The organism is Porphyromonas pogonae, assembly GCF_036320655.1.
GTDB lineage: Bacteria > Bacteroidota > Bacteroidia > Bacteroidales > Porphyromonadaceae > Porphyromonas > Porphyromonas pogonae.
This window is the reverse complement of record NZ_CP143258.1, coordinates 1,083,776-1,107,706: the sequence shown is the minus strand read 5'-3', so window position 1 is coordinate 1,107,706 and position 23,931 is coordinate 1,083,776. Positions and strand designations below refer to the sequence as shown.

Annotated in this window: 19 protein-coding genes and 2 tRNA genes; 13 read left to right on the top strand and 8 right to left on the bottom strand. The window is 39.9% G+C overall.

The window, feature by feature from the left end; all coding sequences use genetic code 11:
* Window positions 1-644: 644 nt before the first annotated feature.
* The 3 genes from VYJ22_RS04225 to VYJ22_RS04215 are packed head-to-tail and all read right to left on the bottom strand — an operon-like array spanning window position 645 to window position 2,276.
* Window positions 645-1,103 (bottom strand): DUF4293 domain-containing protein, encoded by a 459-nt coding sequence (locus tag VYJ22_RS04225; protein WP_329905239.1) that lies wholly within the window; start codon window positions 1,101-1,103, stop codon window positions 645-647.
* Window positions 1,104-1,106: 3 nt separating this feature from the next.
* Window positions 1,107-1,436, bottom strand: a complete 330-nt coding sequence (locus VYJ22_RS04220) for a DNA-directed RNA polymerase subunit omega (protein ID WP_329905238.1) — start codon at window positions 1,434-1,436, stop codon at window positions 1,107-1,109.
* 27 nt (window positions 1,437-1,463) lie between these two features.
* Window positions 1,464-2,276: an outer membrane protein assembly factor BamD gene (locus VYJ22_RS04215; RefSeq protein WP_329905237.1), complete on the bottom strand. Its 813-nt coding sequence runs from the start codon at window positions 2,274-2,276 to the stop codon at window positions 1,464-1,466.
* Between the two features lie 162 nt (window positions 2,277-2,438).
* Between VYJ22_RS04215 and VYJ22_RS04210 the strand changes: the two genes are divergently transcribed.
* The 5 genes from VYJ22_RS04210 to hemH all read left to right on the top strand — a co-directional run bounded on the left by VYJ22_RS04210 (window position 2,439) and on the right by hemH (window position 5,190).
* Entirely contained in the window at window positions 2,439-2,852 is a 414-nt protein-coding gene (locus VYJ22_RS04210; RefSeq protein WP_329905236.1) for a DUF2721 domain-containing protein, read from the top strand.
* Between the two features lie 110 nt (window positions 2,853-2,962).
* Window positions 2,963-3,034, top strand: a tRNA-Glu gene (locus tag VYJ22_RS04205).
* Window positions 3,035-3,067: 33 nt separating this feature from the next.
* Entirely contained in the window at window positions 3,068-3,322 is a 255-nt protein-coding gene (gene rpsT, locus VYJ22_RS04200; protein ID WP_329905235.1) for a 30S ribosomal protein S20, read from the top strand.
* Window positions 3,323-3,361: 39 nt separating this feature from the next.
* Window positions 3,362-3,433 (top strand) — tRNA-Glu (locus VYJ22_RS04195).
* 710 nt (window positions 3,434-4,143) lie between these two features.
* Window positions 4,144-5,190: a ferrochelatase gene (gene hemH, locus VYJ22_RS04190; protein ID WP_329905233.1), complete on the top strand. Its 1,047-nt coding sequence runs from the start codon at window positions 4,144-4,146 to the stop codon at window positions 5,188-5,190.
* 264 nt (window positions 5,191-5,454) lie between these two features.
* Here the strand turns inward: hemH and VYJ22_RS04185 are convergent, their stop codons facing one another.
* Window positions 5,455-6,897, bottom strand: a complete 1,443-nt coding sequence (locus VYJ22_RS04185) for an alpha-amylase (RefSeq protein ID WP_329905232.1) — start codon at window positions 6,895-6,897, stop codon at window positions 5,455-5,457.
* A gap of 390 nt (window positions 6,898-7,287) precedes the next feature.
* Between VYJ22_RS04185 and VYJ22_RS04180 the strand changes: the two genes are divergently transcribed.
* The 5 genes from VYJ22_RS04180 (at window position 7,288) to VYJ22_RS04160 (ending at window position 14,842) form a co-directional block, all read left to right on the top strand.
* Window positions 7,288-8,031 (top strand): succinate dehydrogenase cytochrome b subunit, encoded by a 744-nt coding sequence (locus tag VYJ22_RS04180; RefSeq protein ID WP_329905231.1) that lies wholly within the window; start codon window positions 7,288-7,290, stop codon window positions 8,029-8,031.
* Window positions 8,032-8,065: 34 nt separating this feature from the next.
* On the top strand, window positions 8,066-10,009 hold the full coding sequence (locus VYJ22_RS04175) for a fumarate reductase/succinate dehydrogenase flavoprotein subunit (protein WP_329905230.1): 1,944 nt from the start codon (window positions 8,066-8,068) through the stop codon (window positions 10,007-10,009).
* 21 nt (window positions 10,010-10,030) lie between these two features.
* Window positions 10,031-10,786: a succinate dehydrogenase/fumarate reductase iron-sulfur subunit gene (locus tag VYJ22_RS04170; protein WP_329905228.1), complete on the top strand. Its 756-nt coding sequence runs from the start codon at window positions 10,031-10,033 to the stop codon at window positions 10,784-10,786.
* 596 nt (window positions 10,787-11,382) lie between these two features.
* A complete protein-coding gene (locus VYJ22_RS04165) occupies window positions 11,383-12,219 on the top strand; it encodes a GLPGLI family protein (protein WP_329905226.1) in 837 nt (278 codons plus the stop codon).
* Between the two features lie 10 nt (window positions 12,220-12,229).
* Window positions 12,230-14,842, top strand: coding sequence for a carboxypeptidase-like regulatory domain-containing protein (locus VYJ22_RS04160; protein WP_329905225.1), 2,613 nt, complete (start codon window positions 12,230-12,232; stop codon window positions 14,840-14,842).
* 174 nt (window positions 14,843-15,016) lie between these two features.
* Here VYJ22_RS04160 and VYJ22_RS04155 read toward each other — a convergent pair whose 3' ends face one another.
* The 4 genes from VYJ22_RS04155 to VYJ22_RS04140 form a co-directional block, all read right to left on the bottom strand.
* Window positions 15,017-15,484 (bottom strand): energy transducer TonB, encoded by a 468-nt coding sequence (locus VYJ22_RS04155; protein ID WP_329905223.1) that lies wholly within the window; start codon window positions 15,482-15,484, stop codon window positions 15,017-15,019.
* Between the two features lie 106 nt (window positions 15,485-15,590).
* Complete coding sequence (locus VYJ22_RS04150; RefSeq protein ID WP_329905222.1) at window positions 15,591-16,424, bottom strand: energy transducer TonB; 834 nt, start codon at window positions 16,422-16,424, stop codon at window positions 15,591-15,593.
* 141 nt (window positions 16,425-16,565) lie between these two features.
* Window positions 16,566-18,101 (bottom strand): M56 family metallopeptidase, encoded by a 1,536-nt coding sequence (locus tag VYJ22_RS04145; RefSeq protein WP_329905221.1) that lies wholly within the window; start codon window positions 18,099-18,101, stop codon window positions 16,566-16,568.
* Between the two features lie 248 nt (window positions 18,102-18,349).
* Window positions 18,350-18,724, bottom strand: a complete 375-nt coding sequence (locus VYJ22_RS04140; RefSeq protein ID WP_329905219.1) for a BlaI/MecI/CopY family transcriptional regulator — start codon at window positions 18,722-18,724, stop codon at window positions 18,350-18,352.
* 338 nt (window positions 18,725-19,062) lie between these two features.
* Here VYJ22_RS04140 and VYJ22_RS04135 point away from each other — a divergent pair, with 338 nt between their 5' ends.
* The 3 genes from VYJ22_RS04135 (at window position 19,063) to pepT (ending at window position 23,254) form a co-directional block, all read left to right on the top strand.
* On the top strand, window positions 19,063-19,851 hold the full coding sequence (locus tag VYJ22_RS04135; protein WP_329905218.1) for a TIGR02757 family protein: 789 nt from the start codon (window positions 19,063-19,065) through the stop codon (window positions 19,849-19,851).
* Between the two features lie 195 nt (window positions 19,852-20,046).
* Window positions 20,047-22,032 carry an OPT family oligopeptide transporter gene (locus VYJ22_RS04130; RefSeq protein WP_329905217.1) on the top strand — a complete coding sequence of 662 codons (1,986 nt, stop codon included), beginning with the start codon at window positions 20,047-20,049 and terminating at the stop codon, window positions 22,030-22,032.
* A gap of 4 nt (window positions 22,033-22,036) precedes the next feature.
* Entirely contained in the window at window positions 22,037-23,254 is a 1,218-nt protein-coding gene (gene pepT / locus VYJ22_RS04125) for a peptidase T (protein ID WP_329905216.1), read from the top strand.
* The last annotated feature ends 677 nt before the right edge of the window (window positions 23,255-23,931 follow it).

Genomic DNA, 23,931 nt, shown 5'->3' with positions numbered 1-23,931 from the left:
AAGACATTGAGTTATAGCAAGCCGCGTTGTCGATCTGGGAAACTCATCAGTATTTTAATTCCGAGGCATAAAGCCGATCCATTAATGGCGGGCCGCAATTCTTTTGAATATGTCTTTCGGGGCACAGCGGATTACAAAGGTGGTGACGTCCTCAAATCCTATCATTCGGAGTTTACGCAATCTACGCGCGGCTTCTTTTATTTTTATTCCAAGAGAATAAAAGAATGAGCGACTAATCTGTTCTAGACAGATTAGTCGCTTTTGCTTATAGATTCCTCTGTTTATTCAATCTCGGTCTATAGCTCCTCTATTGTTTGATATACTTCAGATATAGCATTTTACTTTTACAAGATGAGACTGTTGCAAAAGTCAATAGTCTCATGGATTTTGGAGGCAAAGCCGACAAAAGACACTTTGACCGGGCAGAGAAGGTAAAGTGCAAGGCGCTAAGAGTGAGTGCACAGGGAGTTTACTTCAGGTAAATGACCAAGCGAGAATCTCGCAAGCAACGAAGCAATTGGCCTGCTATGCAACGGTCTCAAGATATACTCTCGGCCTAATCAAATAAACAATAAAAACAGCATCCTGAGGGTGTAACCCATACGAATGCTGTTATATTGATATGATAATGTAGTATGCGTTCCTTAGCGAAGTCTATTGGAAGCTCTTACAAGCGCTTCATCAGCTCCTATATTTCTTACTGCCAAATATAAGCTTACAATACTAATAATAGGAATGGCCAGCCAAAATTTGATACCGAAGGAGCCTTGTATGGCTTGAGTAAAACGATATGAAATAATGCCCGCATAAATAATATAACCTATTATAACCAAGATGTTGAATATACTTATTCTTATTTGTAACACCCTTTTCTTGTATAGAAATATGGTGACAAAAGATAGAAGTACAATGATAGCATCAAGTACAAAAAGTGCCCATGTAGATTGTACAATCTGCCCACTAGCACTATTGTGAATCCCTATTGCATCCAACACGTAGCCGGTACCTGTAGGGTCAATAAAAAGAGCAATAGGAAAAAACAGCAAGAGCGTCATCAGAGCTCCGGCAAGTAATAACCACAATGTCTGAACTCTCTGCCACATAAGTTAGATCTTTTTAGCTTTTCCCGGCATGCTATAATAAAGCATACCCTCCTCATATTCTTTTGCAGCGATCAGTGTAGGCTTGGGAAGCTTTTCATAAAAACGTGAGATTTCGATCTGTTCACGGTTTTCAAAGACTTCTTCCAAACTATCGCTATAAGATGAGAACTCCTGCAACTTGCGTTCTAGATCGTGCTTCATCTCCTGGCTAAGTTGATTTGCTCTCTTAGCAATGATCATTACAGTTTCATATACATTCTCAGTATCTTCACTTAGTCTGACCATATCACGGGTTACCGTGTCTTGGGGAGCATTGATTTTCTTGTAATCCATCGGTGTATTATAAAAAAACTATTTTGTTTAATCTACTTTTACAATTCTTTTCTTAGTGTCATCATAAAGCTTTTGGGCTTCTTTGACGTACTTACCCTTGGGGAAACCATTGATATATGTGTAGTATTGGTCTACTACATCACGATATCTTTCCTGCATTTTATCTTGACGGCTATAGAGAGCTTCTTGATATTTGGCTTTGAGCATAATAAATACCAAATCATCCTTATATTTTGAATAAGGGTAATCTTCAATAGCTTGCTTGGCCGTCACCACACACGAGCGATAATTATTACCCATATAAGGGCCTAAGTTGTAATATAACTTTGCAGCCAAATATTCCTTGTATGCAAGTTTGTCTTGCATTTCGTAAAGCATATTGGTAACTTCCTTGGCATATTTGCCTGTAGGATAGTTTTCAAGATATGAGTTCAACTCTTTGATAGCATCATAAGTCGCTGTCTGGTCAAGACGAGGATCGGGAGATACTTTATATAACCCCTCACCAGCCTTGTACAAAGCTTCCTCTGCTTGTGCGTTTTTGGGATAGGTTTTGTAAAACTGCTGAAAAGTAAGTGAAGCATCAGCTTCTCTATTCATATTATAATATGAGTCTGCAAGAAGGAATAAGGATGGAGCCCCCTCCGAGGAGTTGCTATATACCGGCACTACTTCTTCCAACAAAGTGGCAGCGCGAGAATATTTCTTCTCATTATAGCACTTCTTGGCGTAAGAATATTTTTCGCCAATATCCCCTGACTTTTGCAATTGGGCATATTCTCCACATGAACCTAATAACATAGGAACCATGCAGAAAATTAAGATATGTTTTAATCTCATATATAATAATTCGAATTCGACCTAATATCCAATTAGTTTACAAAGTTAGTATTTTCATTTAAAATAATCAGAATAATATTCACTTACTCTAATTATTCATAGAACGAATCTAACTTCTCTTTATTACTTTTGTAGTCAGATTATATACACATATTAATAAGTATGGAACAATTGACACTTACTACCCCATCACTTCTTTTTTCAGCAATATCACTTATCCTGCTGGCATATACCAATCGTTTCCTTTCGTACGCCCAGCTTGTAAGAAATCTGCAATCGGAACATGAAAACAACCCCAATGCCAAAGAAACTTCTTTGCTCCAGATCAAAAACCTTTTCAAAAGATTACAATTGGTAAGAGCAATGCAGCTATTGGGTATCGGCAGTCTTCTCTTTTGCGTAGCAGCTATGCTTTTTATCTATATTCACTGGGATACACTTGCCGACTGGACTTTTGGTTCGGGTATGATATTATTGGCTCTTTCATTGTGTGTGTGCATATGGGAAATACAGATTTCCGTAGAAGCGCTGAGTATCAACCTGGAAAGCCTGAGAAAAGGACGCTCGTTAAAGTAAATAGTGCATAAGATTACTAAAAAATTTAAAGTGACTATTTGGTAATATCAAGTTTTGTACTATCTTTGCAATCGCAAATGAGGGTAACACCTCGGCTTTGCTAAAAGGCCGGCCCATTCGTCTATCGGTTAGGACGTAAGATTTTCATTCTTGAAAGAGGGGTTCGACTCCCCTATGGGCTACAGAGTAAAATTATAAAAAAAGAAACTTCAGAAATGGCAAACCATAAGTCATCTATTAAAAGGATTCGTCAGACTAACGCTCGTCGTCTGCATAATCGCTATTATGCGAAGACCACTCGCAATGCGGTTAGAAATTTCCGTGCGCTGACAGACCGTGCTCAAGCTGAGGAAATGCTACCAAAGGTGGCTTCTATGCTTGACCGTTTGGCTAACAAAAACATTATCCACAAGAACAAAGCTGCAAACTTGAAATCAAAGTTGTACAAGACTTTGAGCAAGATGGCTTAATTCGTTGAGACACTCGCAACTTATATAGTTGCTTAGGCCGGCCCATTCGTCTATCGGTTAGGACGTAAGATTTTCATTCTTGAAAGAGGGGTTCGACTCCCCTATGGGCTACCTTTTAAGGAAAGATGATTGTAATAAATCGTTTTTCCTTTTCTTGTTTATCTCCTTCCAACCTAAACCTTATCATACAAACCTTAGAGTTAAAAAAACGTCCTGCATGAGACTGTTGCAAAAGTCAACAGTCTCATGGATTTTGGAGGCAAAGCCGACAAAAGACACTTTGACCGGGCAGAGAAGGTAAAGTGCAAGGCGCTAAGAGTGAGTGCACAGGGAGTTTACTTCAGGTAAATGACCAAGCGCGAATCTCGCAAGCAACGAAGCAATTTGCCTGCTATGCAACGGTCTCTGCATGGGATTGTAATATAAAACTCTATTGGCATACTAAAGAAGGCTACAGACAGAGAAGGCTGAAAGAGAAAAGATTATAAAAAATGATGCATATATCCTGAATCTTTCCTTATTATAAAGAATATCAGAGTAATACTATTTATATATAAGCATCTTGTTCTTTATTGCAAATACTTGAGGCAATAGTAAGACTTGGCCAAAGCAAGTATCAGAAAATTATTCATCTTGTCCCCCAAAGACTCTGTACACAAGCTTATCTGTGAGCCTGCAAAATAGATTCTGCAAGTTATTTCCTACCGATGGGCTCATTGATGTTTCAAAAAGGATTTTATGAAACAAACTGTAAAATGAACTTTTTACCTATATCATGTGTATATTTGTAGACAAGATATATTAAAGATATAATACACGGAGTGAACCAATCCGACTCATCATTAGCCATACTCATTCTGAACATGGGGTCTCCTCGATCACCCCATGTCAAAGATGTAAAGAAATATCTCACAGAATTTCTGTGTGACAAACGTATCATAGGACTACCCTATCTACTCAGACAAATACTGGTCAGGAGCATTATAGTACCCAGAAGAGCCAAATTCTCAGCGGGGAATTATAAAAAGATATGGGACGATAATAAGAAAGCTTTTCCTCTCATTACCTGTACCGAGAGTATTGCCTCCAAACTTGAGGACAAACTTGGTATCCCATGCCATGTAGCCATGCGTTACGGATCGCCGGGAATAAGGCATGCAATCAAAGGACTGGCAAGACAGCAAAATCTCAAAAAACTTATTGTACTGCCATTATACCCTCAATATGCAATGAGCAGTTACGAAACCGTAGTGGAAAAAGTACACAAAGAAGTCCGTAGGATAAACTTTGGCCCTGAAGTAGAAGTAATACCTCCATATTATGCTCATAAGGCATACATCAGAGCAGTGTCAAAGACTATCGAACCTTTCCTCAAAAGACAACCCTTTGACAAGATTATCTTTTCATTTCACGGCATCCCATTGACTCAACTGCCACCCGAGTGTCGTAAGAATTATGATACAAAGAACAATCATCACTGCTGCGAATCTCAAGGAACAGAACACACGAAAGAAACTCTTTGTTATCACAATCACTGCTATACTACTGTACAATATGTGGCAAAAACTTTGGGACTGAAAAAGGAACAATATGAGCTGGCTTACCAATCTCGTTTAGGCCCAACTCAATGGCTCACCCCTTATATGGACAAAAGGATGGAGCAATTACCGGGCGAAGGCATTAAAAGAATCCTTACCGTATGTCCGGGATTTATTTGCGATTGTCTCGAAACCTTGGAGGAAATAGCAGTCACGGACAGAGATCTGTTTTTGAGCCAAGGAGGAGAAACATGTACTTATATACCTTGCCTCAACGACACAGATGAGTGGATAGAGGCTATGCGGTCAATATTGCACCCTTACCTCTAAGATATAAAGGCAATACCACCGCTGGGTGGTATTGCCTTTATATCTTAATTGCGATTTAGAGATATTCTTTTGCTGAGACTTTTGCAAAAGTCAACAGTCTCATGGATTTTGGAGGCAAAGCCGACAAAAGACACTTTGACCGGGCAGAGAGGGTAAAGTGCAAGGCGCTAAGAGTGAGTGCACAGGGAGTTTACTTCAGGTAAATGACCAAGCGCGAATCTCGCAAGCAACGAAGCAATTTGCCTGCTATGCAACGGTCTCTTACTATACTTTTTTGAGATAAACAGAAAGTGAACCATCTGCCACATGGAATACACCATTGCCATTTTCATCAATGGTAACTTCACAGTCTACATGCCCAAGCTTGTCATACCAAACACTCCCGGCATAGTCTTCCCCTACAAACATAGTCTTCCTTCCGCCTATCTGATTACTCATAATCACTACACAGCCATCAGGGTGATGCTCATCGCCATGACGCACCCAGCCTACCACATGCTCATGGTCAAAATAGTCATCTTGTTTACCATAAGCAAAATCACGGCGGACATCCAGCAATTGATCTATAATCCACTTCATCCCTTCTATAGGATGTTCGCCTCCAATGCCGTAATAATCACCATAAAATATACAGGGGTACCCATCTTTGCGCAACAAAATAAGAGCATATGCCAAAGGTTTGAACCAACCCTGCACATAAGAAGCGAGCGATTGATTTGGCTGTGAATCATGATTGTCTACAAAAGTAACCACATCTTGAGGGAACTCTGCAAGCACACTATTTGTAAAGATATTACGCATGTCATAGCCTTGTCCATTATCAGAAGCCATTTTCATATTGAAATGTAGCGCTACATCAAAAAGATCTATCTTAAACTCTACCTCCCGAAGGTATTCATCAATAGCCATGCGATCATAATACCAATATTCTCCTACAATATAAAAATCAGGGCCAAATTCTGCATGGATGTGGTTCACCAAGTCACGCACAAACCAATCATTGATATGCTTGATAGCATCAATCCTTATCCCATCTATGCCCGTTTCCTTGATAAACCAACTAACCCAACGCTTCGTCTCTTCGCATACATCAGGATGTTTATAATCAACATCAGTAAACATCAAATAGTCAAAATTTCCAAATTCTTGGCTCACACTATTGTCATTGGGATCAATACCCTTATTATCTCCGAGTATTACATATATGGCAGATTTGCCATTGGCATTATTGAAGTCGGTACCACTAAAATGCTCGCAGCTCCATTGAAATTGTGAGTATTTACCGTTACGTCCGGGGAAAGTAAATCGAGTCCAGCCCTCAATTTCATAAGCATCACTAATACCTTTATTACGATTATTAGGATCTACTTCTATGGCCATGAAGCGTTGTGTCTCATCCCCTCCGGCTTTATGATTCAATACCACATCGGCGTACACAGCGATACCATTGTCATGTAAAGTGGCTATACAATCAAGGAGCTCTTTTTTTGTTCCATACTTTGTACGCACACTCCCTTTTTGGTCAAACTCACCCAAATCATAAAGGTCATATGCTCCATACCCCACATCATTGTTATTGGTACCTTTGTAACAAGGAGGTATCCACACAGCGGTGACACCTATACTCTTGAGATGTTCTGCATCGTCTTTCAGTTTATTCCAGAGCTGTCCGTCATTAGGTAGGTACCATTCAAAGTACTGCATCATGATCCCGTTTGTCCTCATAAGAAATAGAGTATTATAATTCCTTCTATAAACTTATAAGATGAGCATAAAGTTTTACGTCATATTGATTTATTATGCTTTTACAAATGTATCCCCTGAATAGTGACACGATATATTGAGTACAAATCTACTCCCATAGAGCTCCTATATCAAAGAAAAGGAGTACCTTTAACCCATTAGCATAGGTCAAAAACAAATTAAAAACTCAAATTGCATCTTTTTTTCTTTAATTATTATTCCAATTAAAGGTAATTAGGTATCTTTGTAACGTTTTTATGAGGCTCATCAATCTAATATCTGACTCCATAAAAACAAAGATTAAACGGTAAAGTAAGGTATAAGTAAATACTATTAACTTAATATTATATTTCTATGTGGCTATCTAACTCTTCGATCGGGAGAAAACTTGTGATGAGTATTTCAGGACTCTTCCTCATTGTTTTCCTCGCATTGCATGGCACACTCAATCTGATGGCAGTATACGATGCTGCGCATATTGAGAATGGACAATTCACAACGAATATCTATAATGAGGTATGCGAAGTGATGAGTACCAACCTTCTCATACAGATTATGGTACCTGTATTGGCATTTGGTTTTGTTATTCACATTATCTATGCCTCTATACTTACTGTACAAAACCGCAAAGCTCGTGGCAATGACCGCTATGCCTCTTCATCAAAGACAGCAGTACCCTGGAATGCAAAAAACATGTATGTCCTCGGTATTATTATCTTAGGCATGATCGTGCTACATCTCTTCCACTTCTTCCAGCACATGCAGCTCAAAGAATGGCAAGGCAAAGAAGCAGCCTTGGGATTCAATCAGATCGTAGAAGTGTTTTCTAATCCCTACATTGTTGTGGCTTACCTCATCTGGTTCGTTGCGTTGTGGTATCACCTTACTCACGGTTTCTGGAGTGCCTTACAGACTATTGGTTGGAACAACCAGATTTGGTACAAGAGACTCAAGGTAATCGGTGTTATCATCTCCACCGTATTGGTACTCAACTTTGTGATCGTTGCCGTTTATTTCGGTTTCTTCTATAACGGGCCTATCTATCCTCACGAAGGAGCGGTAGAAGCTATTGAGCAAACAGTATCTTCTCTGTTATAATGAAGAACCTTAATCTAACAAAAGAATATTAATTATGAGCCAGATAAATTCAAAAATCCCTCAGGGCCCTTTGGCCGATAAGTGGACCAACTATAAAGACCATCAAAAGCTGGTTAACCCGGCAAACAAACGTCGCCTCGACGTTATCGTTGTAGGAACGGGTCTTGCAGGAGCCTCTGCGGCTGCCTCACTTGGCGAACTCGGATTCAATGTATATAACTTTTGCATTCAAGACTCTCCCCGCCGAGCACACTCTATTGCTGCTCAGGGCGGTATCAACGCTGCAAAAAATTATCAAAACGATGGTGACTCTGTCTATCGTCTGTTTTATGATACTATCAAGGGAGGTGACTACCGTGCACGTGAGGCCAATGTATACCGCTTAGCTGAAGTATCTAATGCTATCATTGACCAATGTGTGGCACAGGGCGTACCTTTTGCTCGCGAATACGGTGGACTTTTGGACAACCGTTCTTTTGGCGGTGCTCAGGTATCCCGTACATTCTATGCTCGTGGCCAAACGGGACAACAACTCCTCCTCGGTGCTTACTCCGCTCTTAGCCGTCAGGTAGGCAAAGGTGCCGTAAAGTTATTTACTCGCCACGAAATGCTTGACTTGGTAATGATAGATGGGCGTGCCAGAGGTATCATAGCTCGTAATCTTGTTACCGGCAAAGTAGAGCGCTTTGCTGCTCATGCTGTAGTAATCGCCACAGGGGGATACGGTAATGCTTTCTTCCTTTCGACCAATGCTATGGCATCTAACGGATCTGCCGCATGGCAATGCTATAAGAAAGGGGCTTATTTCGCCAACCCTTGTATGGCTCAGATTCACCCTACTTGTATACCTGTACATGGTGAATCACAATCTAAATTGACCTTGATGTCAGAGTCGCTGCGTAACGACGGACGTATCTGGGTGCCTAAGAAACTTGAAGATGCCAAGAAACTCCAAAGAGGAGAGATGCGCCCCACCGAGATCAAGGAAGAAGACCGAGATTACTATCTCGAACGTCGCTATCCGGCCTTTGGCAACCTTGTACCTCGTGACGTGGCCAGCCGTGCTGCCAAAGAACGCTGTGATGCAGGCTTCGGTGTAAACAATACCGGTCTTGCGGTATATCTTGACTTTGCAGATGCTATCAACCGCCTTGGAAAGAACGTAGTAGAAGCTCGTTACGGCAACCTGTTCCAGATGTATGAGAAAATCACCAACGATAATCCATACGAAACTCCGATGATGATATTCCCGGCTATCCACTACACCATGGGTGGTATTTGGGTTGATTACGAATTGATGACCTCTATCCCCGGTTTGTTTGCCATTGGCGAAGCCAACTTCTCCGACCACGGAGCCAACCGTCTTGGAGCATCGGCTCTGATGCAAGGATTGGCTGATGGATACTTTGTTCTACCATATACTATTCAGAATTATCTTGCGGATCAGATCCAGGTACCTCGCTTCAGTACAGACCGTCCTGAATTTGACAAAGCAGAAAAAGATATGCAAGAGCGAATCAACAAACTGATGAATATCAAGGGTACACGCTCTGTAGATAGCATCCACAAATCTCTGGGTCACATCATGTGGGATTACGTAGGTATGGGACGTAAGGCAGAGGGTCTGCGCAAAGCCATACAAGATATCAAAGAACTTAAAAAGGTATTTTGGAGCGAAGTGCGTATCCCCGGTGAAGCTAACAGCCTCAATGTGGAATTAGAAAAAGCTCTTCGTTTGGCCGACTTCATCGAGATCGGTGAGCTTATGGCTCATGATGCTCTCGACCGAGAAGAGAGCTGCGGTGGTCACTTCCGTCTTGAGCATCAAACTGAAGAAGGAGAAGCTCTTCGTCATGACGATCTCTTCTCTTATGTATCATGTTGGGAGTATCAGGGCGACAATAATGATCCTGTAATGTACAAAGAACCTCTCGAATACGAATTCGTGGTTCGCCAGCAACGTAATTACAAGAACTAACCATTTAAGAACAGAGCAATAATGGATAAGAATATTAATATAACACTTAAGGTTTGGCGTCAAAGAGGTCCTAAAGAAAAAGGAGCTTTCGAAACCTATAAGCTTGAAAATATATCACAGGGAAGTTCATTCCTTGAAATGCTGGACGTACTCAACGAAAAGCTGATCTCTGAAAACAAAGAGCCGGTTGTATTTGATCACGACTGTCGTGAGGGTATATGCGGTATGTGTTCGCTTTATATCAACGGACATCCCCACGGACCTGATGACAGCATCACCACTTGCCAGTTACACATGCGCCGCTTTGATGAAGGAGCTACTATTACCATTGAGCCATGGCGATCAGCAGGATTTCCTGTTATCCGTGACCTCATGGTAGACCGTACCGCTTATGACAAGATCATACAAGCAGGCGGATTCGTATCAGTCAATACCGGAGGTATTCCTGATGCCAATGCGATCCCTATTTCAAAGAAGAATGCTGACCTTGCTATGGATGCTGCGGCATGTATAGGATGTGGTGCGTGTGCTGCAGCTTGTAAAAATGGCTCGGCTATGCTATTTGTATCAGCAAAGGTAAGTCAACTCGCTCTCTTACCACAAGGACGCGTAGAAGCTTCTCGTAGAGCAAAAGCTATGGTAGCAAAAATGGATGAACTTGGATTTGGTAACTGTACCAATACTCGTGCATGCGAACTGGAATGTCCCAAAAACGTTTCAATCAGCAACATTGCACGCCTAAACAGAGAGTTCATTATAGCAAAGTTTAAGGACTAATTCACCGAAAGGTTTTAGACCAAATATTATTCAAAGCGTTATGCTCCGACTATGGGCATAACGCTCTTTTCTTGGGGATAAATGATGGAATTATTAACCAATGGAGACCGTTGCATAGTAGGCAAGTTGCTTGCGAGATTCGCGCTTGGTCATTTACCTGAAGTAAACTCCCTGTGCACTCACTCTTAGCGCCTTGCACTTTACCTTCTCTGCCCGGTCAAAGTGTCTTTTGTCGGCTTTGCCTCCAAAATCCATGAGACTGTTGACTTTTGCAACAGTCTCCAATGCTTTTTCTTTCGATACTATTCCGGAAAAGGGTAGTATCCAAACATAATAAGTTTTCACTCGGTTTTGTATAAGTCCCGAGAAATTACTTTTATTTGTTTTATATGTAATATCCTTATTTTATCTTTGTTTCTATTGAGTATAATAGTCAATCTCCACAACCTGCATAATATGCTTACTGACTGAAGTTCGGAGAAGAGCATTGAATGGGGTGATGAATATGATTTCCAAGACTTTTATACAAGGGCATATATACATAGGATTACTTTTTCGTTTGTTAAATTTAGTATTCTTCTACATTTTAATATCACATGAAAACACATCATCACTTTAATAGTATTTTCATCACTGTTTGTGCTCTTTTATTTCCACAAGCACTGCATGCACAGAGTGTACAAACACTGGATAGTGCCTATATGAAGATAGCATATAAGTATGAAAGGACACGAAAACCGCCTCGAGTAAGGCCCCTTACAGATCAGCTTATTTTGGCTATTGGTAAGGACGTTTCAGTATTTTACAGCCCCTTGACATTTGAGATGGATACTCTAAATGCATCCCCAAAAGGAGAAGAGATATTCATGAAACGTTTTAGTGATGCTTTTGATAAGGGAATTATTTTATCAAAAAAATACATGACTTATATTTTCAAAAACTATCCTCACGGAGCTGTGACAGTGACGGACATCATCAATACTGATGCCTATCTCTATGAAGATAAACTAAATGATCAAAAATGGCATATCGAAGATAGCACTAAAAGCATTCTGAACTATGAGTGCCAAAAGGCTACATGTACTTACAGAGGAAGACAATGGACTGCATGGTTTGCTCCCGAAATACCGATTGGCAATGGACCTTGGCTTTTGGGCGGATTGCCGGGTTTGATCATGGAAGCATACGATAGTGAACGCTTGTATGTTTTTACTGCCGTAGGACTTGAAAAGGTAACAGACAATCCCATAGTCATCATCCGTAACCCCAATATGAAAGGATACGTCAAGACTACCCGCAAAGAATTTCTTAAAGGCAAGGAACAATACACCAAACATCCTATGGCTCACATCGAGGCACAACTGGGGATAAAAATTGGCGATGAGTCACCAAATCAAGAACAGTACGAGCCAATAGAGTTCTTAGAGAAATAAAATATCTACAATGAGACACCACGTAGTCATTATCTTTTTTGTATCACTTCTATGCGCATGGGCTGGCAATGCACAGACTACCCCATTACACGGAATAGTAAGCAGGGCTAAAGACAAAAGTCCTATTGAGGGGGTCATGGTAGTATTGCAGACCCGTAATCCCACTAAAATAATAAGTTATGCTGTGAGTAATGCTGAGGGTGAATATAGCATTCCGTTTATTCCAAGTAATAAACAGTACCAACTCAAATACTCCATGATGAGCTTTGAGACTGTCACGCAACTGGTCTCGAAAGATCGTGATACATATAACGTGGAAATGAAAGAAAAAGCTATTGCACTCAAAGAAGTGGTGATCAAATCTAAAAGCATCATGGACAAAGGAGATACTGTCATTTACAGAGTATCAGCATTTGCAGAGCAACAAGACAAATCACTTGCCGATGTCCTTAAAAGAATGCCGGGGATTGAACTTTCTAAATCAGGACAAATCAAATACAATGGGATACCCATCAATAAATTTTACATCGAAGGAAAAGACATGCTGGGAGACCGATACGGTTTGGCAACCAATAATATCAGCCAAGAAGATGTAGCTCGCATAGAAGTCATGGAAAACCATCAACCAATCAAAGCGTTGGCAGATATCTCATTCTCACAAAATCCGGCAATAAACATCCGCCTCAAAGAAAAAGCGAAATCCCGTTATATTATTGTAGCTCGTATGGGAATAGGGTGTACACCTCTACTTCATCAGGGGGAAATATCTTTGATGCGCTTCAAGAAAAACACTCAAACACTAAACACCTATAAAACAAACAATATCGGTAAAGATGTAACACATGAGACAAGTAATCAAGAAATAAAAGACATGTCTTCCTCCTTCGGAAACAACTATAGACTGAGAGACTACCTGCATACCCAACCTTCGTTATTGACAGATCTTGAAGAAAACCGTAGTTTGTTCAATAATTCGCATGCAATTTCTACAAACAACTTATGGGGTATGGGGAAAAACAGTAATCTCTCTTCTCAATTTACTTATATTCATCATAGATACAATACTGATAGGCAGACCGACGTGACTGACTATACCGTAGACTCTACTATCATCACCGAGAATAAGGAACACGGATACAGTACGAGCAATAAGTTCACCGGTGATCTGATATGGGAAACAAATAGAAGTGAATATTATCTAAAAAATAAGTTTTCTACAGATATAGCCTCTAATCGCACAAGCATAGAGAATGAAGGAACCTATAATAACACCCAAACAGCATCTTTACCATCCATATACTTGATAGATGATCTACATCTGATAAAACGAATTGGCAATAGATACTATACTTTACGGTCATTTAATCGCTATGAAAACAAGCATCACAGGTTGAATATAAGCCGTAGATATAGTGATGTTGATCAAGACATCCAATCCAAAGTATTTTTTACCAATACGCATACGCAATTGGCTTTTTACTTCAGTCCCTTTACTTTATCTATGAAGGTTGGTGTAATAGGTGTATACCGGCATATTAACAGCATGGCTCATGGTTTGGAAAACACGGTACAGTTGCCAGAAAATAATCTATCTATGGAATACCTGCATCCTTACATCTCACCTGAAATATCTTATAAAAAAGGGGAATTAGAGATAAAAGGGACATTGCCTCTCAGCTATGCATCTTACAAATATCATGAACGAGCAGAAGACATAAGGCTCAATCACCAAAATATATACTTTTTTCCCGGTCTATTTATCCGTTACTTCTACTCTCCTCACTTAAATACATCTCTTTCACTAAATATAGGCAAACAACTTCCGGACGAACAAGGAATTTACAAAGGGGCTATTTTGAGCAATTACAGAAATATATTTACGGGAATTATGGATTTTCATACAGGATATGATAAGCGTGTGAGCTGGAATGTATCCTATAAAAACATACTCAAATCCATCTTTGCCAATGCAGGAGTGAGCCGGAACATCTCTTCTTATCCCTATGTAGCTAATAGGAAATTCAAACATGAATATATAATACACGATTACCTTCGCAAAGATAACAATGTAAAGACTTGGATAATAAATGGAAATATCAGTAAAGGGGTGGAATGGCTAAACGGATTTGTATCACTCGCTGCCGATGGGTTGAAATCCCAAGGTTCATCATTCCAAAATAATTCCTTGTATCACTATACGTCACGAATCTATAATATAACACCCAAAATAACAAGCAGACTGAATAGATGGTGCAATCTGACTTATAGCCTTTCTTATTCACAAAATAAAATGACTATTGCCGAACTCAATTTGAGTAATACATTCAATAGAATATGCGGGCAATTCACCCTTGGTATTTCTCCTACAAAAAGTTTGACGGCACGTTTGACAACGGAACACTACCATAACGAATACATAATAAATCAATACAAACATTTCGTATTTACAGATATCGACGTGACTTACAGCCTCCATAGTGGAATAGAGCTTAACCTTGCCGTGAATAACTTATTAGGCCACAATACTTACGACTATACCATCATGGGGAATCTGACTAAAACACAAACCATATATCAAATACGTCCTCGCAATGCTATGGTCAGTATATACTTTAAGTTGTAAGCTGTTAGACAGACGGGAATGGTACGCCCCTGGTAGTCCCACATATCTTAAAGAAAGTTGATAAACAAAATCACCCGCATAAGATTATGGAAATATCAGGGGGTAGTCCTAATGTTTCGTAATGAGATAAAGCCACTTCATCTGCAACGCCCTTACAAGGATCCGCAGATATCTTTACTTATCCTTGTAGAAAATAGCAGCTGGCTTGTGGAATATAAATGGAAGACTGAAACTTGCTTTCTTAGGATTACCGCTTTCGTCCAATGCCGGAAGCCATTTGGGCATCAGAGATATTACCCGTAAAGCTTCATTGTCCAAAATAGGATCTACAGAATGTGCCACTTTAGCATTAGTGATAGTTCCATCAATATTAACATCAAACTTTACAATAACCTGACCATATAACCCTTTTTCTTTGGCCTGATCAGGATATTTGATGTTTTGTCTCATAAACTCCATAAGCGCTTTGTTGCCACCAGGGTACTGAGGTAGAGGCCTTGTGACAGACTGCTGTGCTTGCAAAGTATAGGTGGCTCGAGGTCTTATCTCTTTTTCGCCATTGTACGATGTAGATTGGGCAGCCCATGATGCCCCTACGAACATGAGTACTGCAGACCATGCTTTCATATTAATGTATTTCATCTTCATATCTTTTTTAGTTACCATTCTATTTTTATTTCATAACATTGTATGCACTTATAACGTTTAAAGCAGTAGATATAATATGGATTACTCTGCCAAACTATCCTCAGTATATTTTCCTGTTTGTGGGATTGCTATAATCAAATTTTATATTCATCGTATATTTAGTATTTACCAGCTTACCTTTTTGTACAGCAGGCACAAAGGAAGGCAACAACTTCAATACCCTCAGGGCTTCATGATCCAGCGTAACATCGCCCGATGATTTTTCTATCTTCAAGTCACACACTTTACCCTCTGTATCTACCAGAAACGTGACGGTAGCCACCCCCGTAATATTGTCCCTCAAAGCTCGCTCAGGATACTCTAAGTTCTTATAAATAAATGCAAGTATTCCAGCATCACCACCTGGAAATAGTGGTGTCCTATTGTTTTCGTCCATATATGAATATCTACTTGTCATCGTGGGTTTGTAAGGCCATTGATCCTCTTTATTGCCCCCTTTTTTATAGTCAAAGGTTATAGGCACTACTAACTGGCTCTTAACAGCCTGTCCGTCATAAGAGTCTGGCTCCCATTTTTCAGCTTTCTTTATCACATCCACCAAGGCTCTGTCTATGTAGTCTATGCCTCCACTCTTCAGCACAGTAGTCTCTATCAGATCACCACTCCTGTCAATGACCAATTTCAGCACCACCTTGTATTTCAGCTCACGTTGTATGCTGTCGGGCAGTTTTATGTTTTGCGATATATAGTAGTAGAGCGCTTTCATTCCTCCAGGAAATTTAGCTTTTTTGTCTACATACTCGTATAGTTTATTATCTGAGATACTGTCGGTTATTTTCTCAGTCCCCGAGGCTCTAAGTACGTAGCTCGTGCACTTACCATGATATATATTCAATGTCATGAAGGTGAGTAGCAATATCAGTGTTGTTTTCACGCTGGTGTATATTATAGGTGTTTATTATGTGACCCAAATTTATACAAATATTTCCACTCACGACTCTGATGTACACACGAAAGAGGCACACCATACCCATGGCAGGTGCACCTCTCTACTGTTTTTTATGGAACGATACTATTATTTTTTGTTCAGCATGAATACTACAGGCATCGTATACCTCACACGTACAGGTTTACCATTTTGTTTTCCGGGAATCCATTTAGGCATCGCTTTGATAACGCGCACCGCCTCTGCATCTAAAACAGGATCTACTCCTCGCGCAACTTCGATATCACTTATACTACCGTCTTGATTTACGATATAGCGAACTATTACTTTTCCTTGAATATTTGCCTTGATTGCTGTTTCGGGGTATATCATTGTATTTGCCATGAATTTATACATCTCACCTGTTCCACCGGGAAATAGGGGTTGCTCATCCACAGCTTCAAAAACACCGTCGGACTTAGTCTTTGCTGTAGCGTCTTTAAAGACTTTTTCTTGCTTAGTATTATTCAACTTATATACTACAGGCAAGGCAAATTTACATCTTACAATCTCTCCTTTTTGTTTACCGGGCTTCCACTTAGGCATCCCTTCAATCACACGCAGAGCTTCTTTATCCAAGGATGTATCCACACCTCTCGCGATATTAATATCAGACAAACTACCGTCTTTATTTACAATGAATGTTACTACAACCTTGCCCTGTATATTTTTCTTTTGCGCATCAGCGGGATATTGAATATTTTTCGCCAAATATTTCATCAGTGCTGCTTGACCTCCGGGAAAGCTTGGTAACTGCTCTACTACGGTATACACTTTATCATCCTGAGGAGTCTGAATTTGCAAGAGTGGATTCTCGTTAGCACTCGTAAGTGTTTCTACCGATACGTCAGGAAAAATATTTTCCGTCATAGACATAGGTGCCTGCACAGGCTCGGCTTTTGCCAAAAAGAGATTTCCTGCCGTTATAAGCAATGCCCCCATGGGGATGATTGCTAAATACCCTAACTTAGTTATGGAGCGTGAAGCTTTTTTATTCATCATTTCAATTCTGTTTTTCAAGTTTTGTACATCATTATAAGCACTACACAAAGGCATATGAGGTTGGTTGCTCATTGTCATTGTAAGCAATTGGTATTGATATTTCTTTTTGTCAGTACAACTATTTATCACATCCCTATCTGCCAAGTATTCCAGATTCTCCTTTTGATTATTTATGAGAAGATGGGCCAAGGGATTATACCAATTGGCAATCCTAAATAGTTCTGAGCAGCACACATCAATAAAATGGAATCCACGTACATGAGCAGCTTCATGAATAAGGATATTCTGCATCATATCACTATCCTGAGAATGTGGGGATAGAAATATCTTTCCCAGCGTGCTAAAGGGTGAGATTATGCCTTTGCCTTGTAAGAGTTTGACTTCTATACCGTCATGACGGTATAGATAGCGCGAACCTCGGAGTATCTTGTAGAGTGATACTAGCCTAACTGCTAATATTACCGTATAGATAATTATCCCCAACAACCAGACTCCCACTACAATTTGATGAATACTTAGCTCTTGCCACCAATTACCACTCACACTTTGCACTGTTGTATCAATACCCTCCACTTGTGGTATTTCTATTACAGCTTCGGCTCCTGCAGGTACAGGGCGTGACATGAAAGGTAAATGTAAGTTCAGGGGCAAAAGCATACCTAATATCGGCATCAGTACACAACTTGCCATTGCAGTAAGATGATAAAATCGTCTTAACCCAAATTCAGTATTTCGCCTAAACATCAGCCAATCTATAATGTAGAATAGCATGATGCCTACTGTCGATATTAACAAGAGCACAACGGTTGTCTTCATTGAAATGATGTATTATTAGTCTTAGAATAACTTTTTTACAAAGCACGGACAAAAGCCTATCGACTCTCTCCTTTTTCTATTAGATCTATAACTTCACGGAGTTCCTCTGCCGATATTTTACTCTTTGCAACAAAGTGCTGCACAAGCTCTTTGTAACTTCCGGTAAAAAACTGCTGCACCACTCTGCCTACAGTACTCTCAGAATAATCTTTTTCTGTTATCAAAACACTATACTCATAACACCTACCTTTGTGTACACCTCTTACATATCCTTTCGCTTCGAGGTTCTTCACTATAGAAGCTACTGTAGTATAGGGAGGCTTAGGAGACGGCAACATTTGGATGATATCCCTGATTATTCTTACATGACCAGACCAAAAAGCCCTCATTATACTCTCTTCCTGTGGGGTTAATCTTTCAATTCTATCCATATTTGCAAATATTTATTGTAACGTTACATCACAAAACTACGAAAAAAACGTAACAACACAAAGAAAAAAGAAAAATATTTACGAAAAAATAATAGATAGCTATATATCAATGATAAAAACAAATAAAAGAGTTGATAAAAATGAAAAGCTCAGCATCAATTAAGAATGAATAAACAATGGTAAATAGCAAGACATTAGAAACTATTATTTAATTTAATTACCTTTAAAATAATAAACCAAATCATAAAGAATTGGTAGGATATTAAGTAATAATAGGCTTTGTCAAGTTATAGAACTATTGAAGCTTCATGATACTAACTATCCTCAAATAGAAACTCATGATTTTACCTAATTTACAAGATAACCCAAACGAACTCAAGAGTCTCTTAGATTATCATACAGAAGTAAGTAATAATATCAGATTTATAGAGAAGGATCCGATTTCCATACCACATCTATTCACATCTAAGCAAGACATAGAGATCAGTGGGCTTTTTGCCGCAATTTTGGCTTGGGGACAAAGAAGTACCATCATTGCGAAATGCAATGAACTAATGCAACGCATGGATAATAGTCCATATAATTTTATCAAACATCATAGTGAAGCAGACCTCAAAAATCTTTTAGGCTTCAAGCATCGTACATTCAATGATACTGACCTACTCTACTTCATTAATTTTCTAAAGACTCACTATAGCAAATACAACAGTCTGGAAAATGCTTTCCTTCTCGAATCCAATTGCTTCACAATGGAAAATGCATTAAATAAATTTTCGAATTATTTTACAACGTCATCTTACTTTCCAACTCGTACACGTAAACACATCGCCAGCCCGGAAAGAAAATCAGCATGCAAACGACTCAATATGTATTTGCGATGGATGGTAAGAAAAGATCATAAAGGAGTAGACTTTGGTGTATGGTCACGTATTCCCGGTAAAGCTCTTATTTGTCCCATTGATGTACATGTAGAGCGTACGGCTCGCGCACTGGGATTAATCCGGCGTACGGCTATTGATTGGCAAACAGCCATCGAACTTACAAACAACCTCAGGATATTTGATCCCAATGATCCGGTCAAATATGACTTTGCCCTCTTCTCTATTTCTAACCATGGGTTACTATAATCAGACTAAAAGTATTACCCCCTATAATCAACTGCATAGAAAAAAATTACATCTAATATAATCCCCCACACTGCTTCTTCTCTTATTTTCCTTATAGATAAATAGATGTTGTAAGGAACTTTTGTTATTTTTGTTCAAAGCCTTACACACAAGGCTTCATTAGGCGTTAACATACACTTCATAATCACACCACTTATGGAAGAAGAAAAGATTATCAATAAGCTGCCCGAAAACGCTTATCGGGAGCTTAAACCGGGCGAAGAATACAGCCCGATTATGCCTCCCGGAAAAAATCCGTTAGAGGTCACTCCCTATTCTGTTTCGATGGGGATAGTCATGGCTATCATTTTTTCAGCCGCAGCAGCCTATCTAGGACTCAAAGTAGGTCAGGTATTCGAAGCCGCCATACCCATAGCTATTATTGCCGTGGGTGTAGGAAGTCTTTCAGGAAAGAAAAATGCACTGGGACAAAACGTGATCATCCAATCTATCGGGGCGAGTTCTGGAGTTGTTGTTGCAGGAGCCATATTCACCTTGCCTGCTCTGTATATATTGGGGTTGGAAGCTCAATTTTACCAAATCTTTCTATCATCGCTTATCGGAGGATTTCTCGGCATTTTACTTTTGATTCCTTTCAGAAAATATTTTGTCAAAGATATGCATGGCAAATATCCTTTTCCAGAAGCTACTGCCACAACGGAAGTATTAATTTCAGGGGAAAGCTCCGGCAACCAAACGAAATTGCTTGCCATAAGTGGTCTTATCGGAGGTTTGTATGATTTCATAGTAGGGACTTTCGGTTGGTGGCGCGAAGAGGTATCCACCCGTTTTATGGGTTGGGGACACACTATTGCGGATCAATATAAAGTAGTAGTCAAGCTCAATACCAGTGCTGCCGTTTTAGGATTGGGTTACATCATAGGTTTGCAATATGCCGCTCTCATTTGTGCCGGTTCTTTTGTCGTATGGTTTGTGTTGATCCCTTTGATCAGCTACTTTGCTCCGGGCATGGCTACCCCCGTAGGCGAGGGTGTTACGTCTCTTATCGGTAATATGAGTCCCGAAGAGATTTTCAGTAATTACGCACGCCCTATCGGTATCGGTGGTATCGCTATGGCTGGTATCATAGGTATCATAAGATCCTCCAATATTATTGGCAGAGCTCTCAAATTAGCTGTCAGTGAGCTTGGAGGTAAAAAACCGGAAGCTGTAGACGTTGAACGTACTCAACACGACATCACGATGCGTACCATTATGAGTACAGTGCTTGCATGCCTCATTGCAGCTTTGTTCTTCTTCCAATTTGGAGTTTTGCACAACTGGGGATTCGCTATCGTAAGTACTCTCATCGTATTTGTGATCTCCTTCCTCTTCACTACAGTAGCAGCAAATGCCATAGCTATAGTGGGAACAAACCCTGTTTCGGGGATGACTTTGATGACACTCATTCTTACGTCTCTTATCTTGGTAAGTGTAGGGCTGTCAGGGCAAAGCGGCATGATGGCTGCAATGCTCATAGGTGGAGTAGTCTGTACGGCACTATCCATGGCAGGCGGGTTCATTACCGACCTAAAGATTGGTTACTGGTTGGGAACTACTCCTAAGAAACAGGAGAAATGGAAATTCCTCGGAACATTGGTATCAGCAGCTACAGTGGCAGGAGTAATGATCATATTGAACAAGACATACGGCTTTGTAGGAGAAAATGCATTGGTGGCGCCGCAAGCCAATGCTATGGCTGCTGTGATAAAGCCACTTATGGAAGGAGGAAGCACTCCTTGGATGCTTTATTTCGTAGGAGCAGTATTTGCATTGATACTTACGCTGATCAATGTACCTGCATTAGCTTTTGCATTAGGGATGTTTATACCGTTACAACTCAACCTACCTCTTCTCGTTGGGGGTATTATCAGCCACATAGTATCTACACGCAGCAAAGATATTTCACTCAATAAAGCACGCAAAGACAGAGGTACCCTCATAGCATCAGGCTTCATAGCAGGAGGCGCACTCATGGGGGTTGTGAGTGCTATACTCAAATATTTGGAAGTAGACAAGCATGTATTTGCCACGATTTGGAACAAAACGAGTGGAGCCGAGTTGGTTACTGTATTGGCTTATATAGCCATCATTATTTATTTTGTATGGGATTCCATCAAAGCAAAAAAGGATATAGAATAAAACAATGGAACTGAAAGAACGATTTTTGAAATATGTGAGTTTCGATACACAAAGTGACGAAAACTCCACTACATTTCCCAGCACCGACAAACAATGGCATCTGTTACGTTATCTCAAAGATGAGATGGAGCAGCTGGGACTCACTGATGTCACTATCGATAAATATGGATATGTAATGGGATCATTGCCTGCCAGTAAGGGGTATGAAGATAAACCTGCCATTGGCTTTATTTCACACGTAGACACCAGCCCGGATATGAGTGGCAAAGACATAAAACCTCATGTCATAGAGCAATACGATGGTAAGGATATTCAACTCAATCCTAATCTATGGATGAAGGTGGAAGATTTTCCCGAACTGGCAAAACTTGAGGGACACACTATTATCCATACAGATGGTACCACTCTGTTGGGAGCGGATGACAAAGCCGGAGTAGCGGAAATTATGACCGCCATGGAATGGCTTATAAACCATCCGGAAATAAAACATGGACCCATCAAGATAGGTTTTACTCCCGATGAGGAAATAGGGAGAGGTGTAGACTATTTTGATGTAGAGCGATTCGGTGCAAAATTTGCCTATACCATGGATGGAGGATATGAGGGAGAGCTGGAATACGAGAATTTCAATGCGGCAAGTGCCAAGATACACATACAAGGCCGTAATATACATCCCGGGACTGCCAAAGGGAAAATGATAAATGCCTTGCAGGTAGCCATGGATATTCACAACATATTACCGGTAGAGCAACGCCCTGAGTTTACAGAGCATTATGAAGGTTTTTTTCATCTCATAGGACTTGGTGGAGCGGTAGAAGAAGCCAACATGCACTATATCATACGGGATCACGATCGTACGTTGTTTGAGAGTAAAAAAGATCTTATCACTGCAACCGTAGATATGGTAAATAAAAAGTATGGCAAAAGCATCGCTACTCTTGAGCTGAAAGATCAATATTACAACATGAGAGAGATGGTCGAACCTCATCCTGAGCTTATCGAAAAAGCGACAAAGGCAATGGAACGTATAGGAGTAAAACCCCTCATCCAACCCATACGAGGAGGTACAGACGGATCAAGGCTAAGTTATATGGGACTACCCTGCCCCAACCTATTTACAGGAGGAGCCAATTTTCACGGTAAATTTGAGTACGCTTCATACACCACTATGCAGCGTGCCGTAAAAACTATTATTGAGTTGGCTAAGCTCTGGGCTGAATAGGCATATGCAATGTACCATACAAAAGAAACCTTACAGGCTGTTTCATAGCACAATACCTTGAAACAGCCTGTACTCTTATACTCCAACATTTAGCTCTTTGATATTCATCACTTAAATCATGCTCATGGATAGACATATATAAGTCGGGAATAGTATGAGTGCTTCCTCCATTATTAGTTGAAGAAGTAATACGACTACTATACATCAAACCACTCCTCTTATCCATCATCCAGCATATGGAATATTATATTATGAGATCCATATATTTGTGGCATCCTACTGCTGCAAAAGTATCCTATTATCATAGAAATTCTGTTCTATACTCTATGCATTCATTTCTTCGGCACTTTACCCCAATAAAATGGCTCAATCTCTTGACAAAGGGGGGTGTGGTGTTGTATCTTTGTTCTGTACCCAATCACTTTTTATACCGCGTGCAGAAAATATATAAAACAAATAAATACTAACCCGACCGAATGAAAGCTCTACTCCATAGCATAAGATATATAAACATATATTTTTTCAAAATATATGACATGAGCTGATATTCCAACTTACATTTTGTCAAAATCACATCATAAGATAGAAAAAATGAATTGACATAATGTAAAAACCTACTCGCCAACAAAGGAAAAGCCATAAAGAGGAACAAATGTCTTCTTTATGGCTTTTCCTTT

Coding starts and splice junctions, on each gene's coding strand:
- VYJ22_RS04155 (WP_329905223.1), bottom strand. CDS start 15,484: ATGAAATACATTAATATGAAAGCATGGTCTGCAGTACTCATGTTCGTA.
- VYJ22_RS04165 (WP_329905226.1), top strand. CDS start 11,383: ATGAAAACACATCATCACTTTAATAGTATTTTCATCACTGTTTGTGCT.
- VYJ22_RS04225 (WP_329905239.1), bottom strand. CDS start 1,103: ATGTGGCAGAGAGTTCAGACATTGTGGTTATTACTTGCCGGAGCTCTG.
- VYJ22_RS04140 (WP_329905219.1), bottom strand. CDS start 18,724: ATGGATAGAATTGAAAGATTAACCCCACAGGAAGAGAGTATAATGAGG.
- VYJ22_RS04215 (WP_329905237.1), bottom strand. CDS start 2,276: ATGAGATTAAAACATATCTTAATTTTCTGCATGGTTCCTATGTTATTA.
- VYJ22_RS04175 (WP_329905230.1), top strand. CDS start 8,066: ATGAGCCAGATAAATTCAAAAATCCCTCAGGGCCCTTTGGCCGATAAG.
- VYJ22_RS04130 (WP_329905217.1), top strand. CDS start 20,047: ATGGAAGAAGAAAAGATTATCAATAAGCTGCCCGAAAACGCTTATCGG.
- rpsT (WP_329905235.1), top strand. CDS start 3,068: ATGGCAAACCATAAGTCATCTATTAAAAGGATTCGTCAGACTAACGCT.
- VYJ22_RS04180 (WP_329905231.1), top strand. CDS start 7,288: ATGTGGCTATCTAACTCTTCGATCGGGAGAAAACTTGTGATGAGTATT.
- VYJ22_RS04220 (WP_329905238.1), bottom strand. CDS start 1,436: ATGGATTACAAGAAAATCAATGCTCCCCAAGACACGGTAACCCGTGAT.
- VYJ22_RS04170 (WP_329905228.1), top strand. CDS start 10,031: ATGGATAAGAATATTAATATAACACTTAAGGTTTGGCGTCAAAGAGGT.
- VYJ22_RS04185 (WP_329905232.1), bottom strand. CDS start 6,897: ATGATGCAGTACTTTGAATGGTACCTACCTAATGACGGACAGCTCTGG.
- pepT (WP_329905216.1), top strand. CDS start 22,037: ATGGAACTGAAAGAACGATTTTTGAAATATGTGAGTTTCGATACACAA.
- VYJ22_RS04160 (WP_329905225.1), top strand. CDS start 12,230: ATGAGACACCACGTAGTCATTATCTTTTTTGTATCACTTCTATGCGCA.
- VYJ22_RS04135 (WP_329905218.1), top strand. CDS start 19,063: ATGATTTTACCTAATTTACAAGATAACCCAAACGAACTCAAGAGTCTC.
- VYJ22_RS04145 (WP_329905221.1), bottom strand. CDS start 18,101: ATGTCACGCCCTGTACCTGCAGGAGCCGAAGCTGTAATAGAAATACCA.
- VYJ22_RS04210 (WP_329905236.1), top strand. CDS start 2,439: ATGGAACAATTGACACTTACTACCCCATCACTTCTTTTTTCAGCAATA.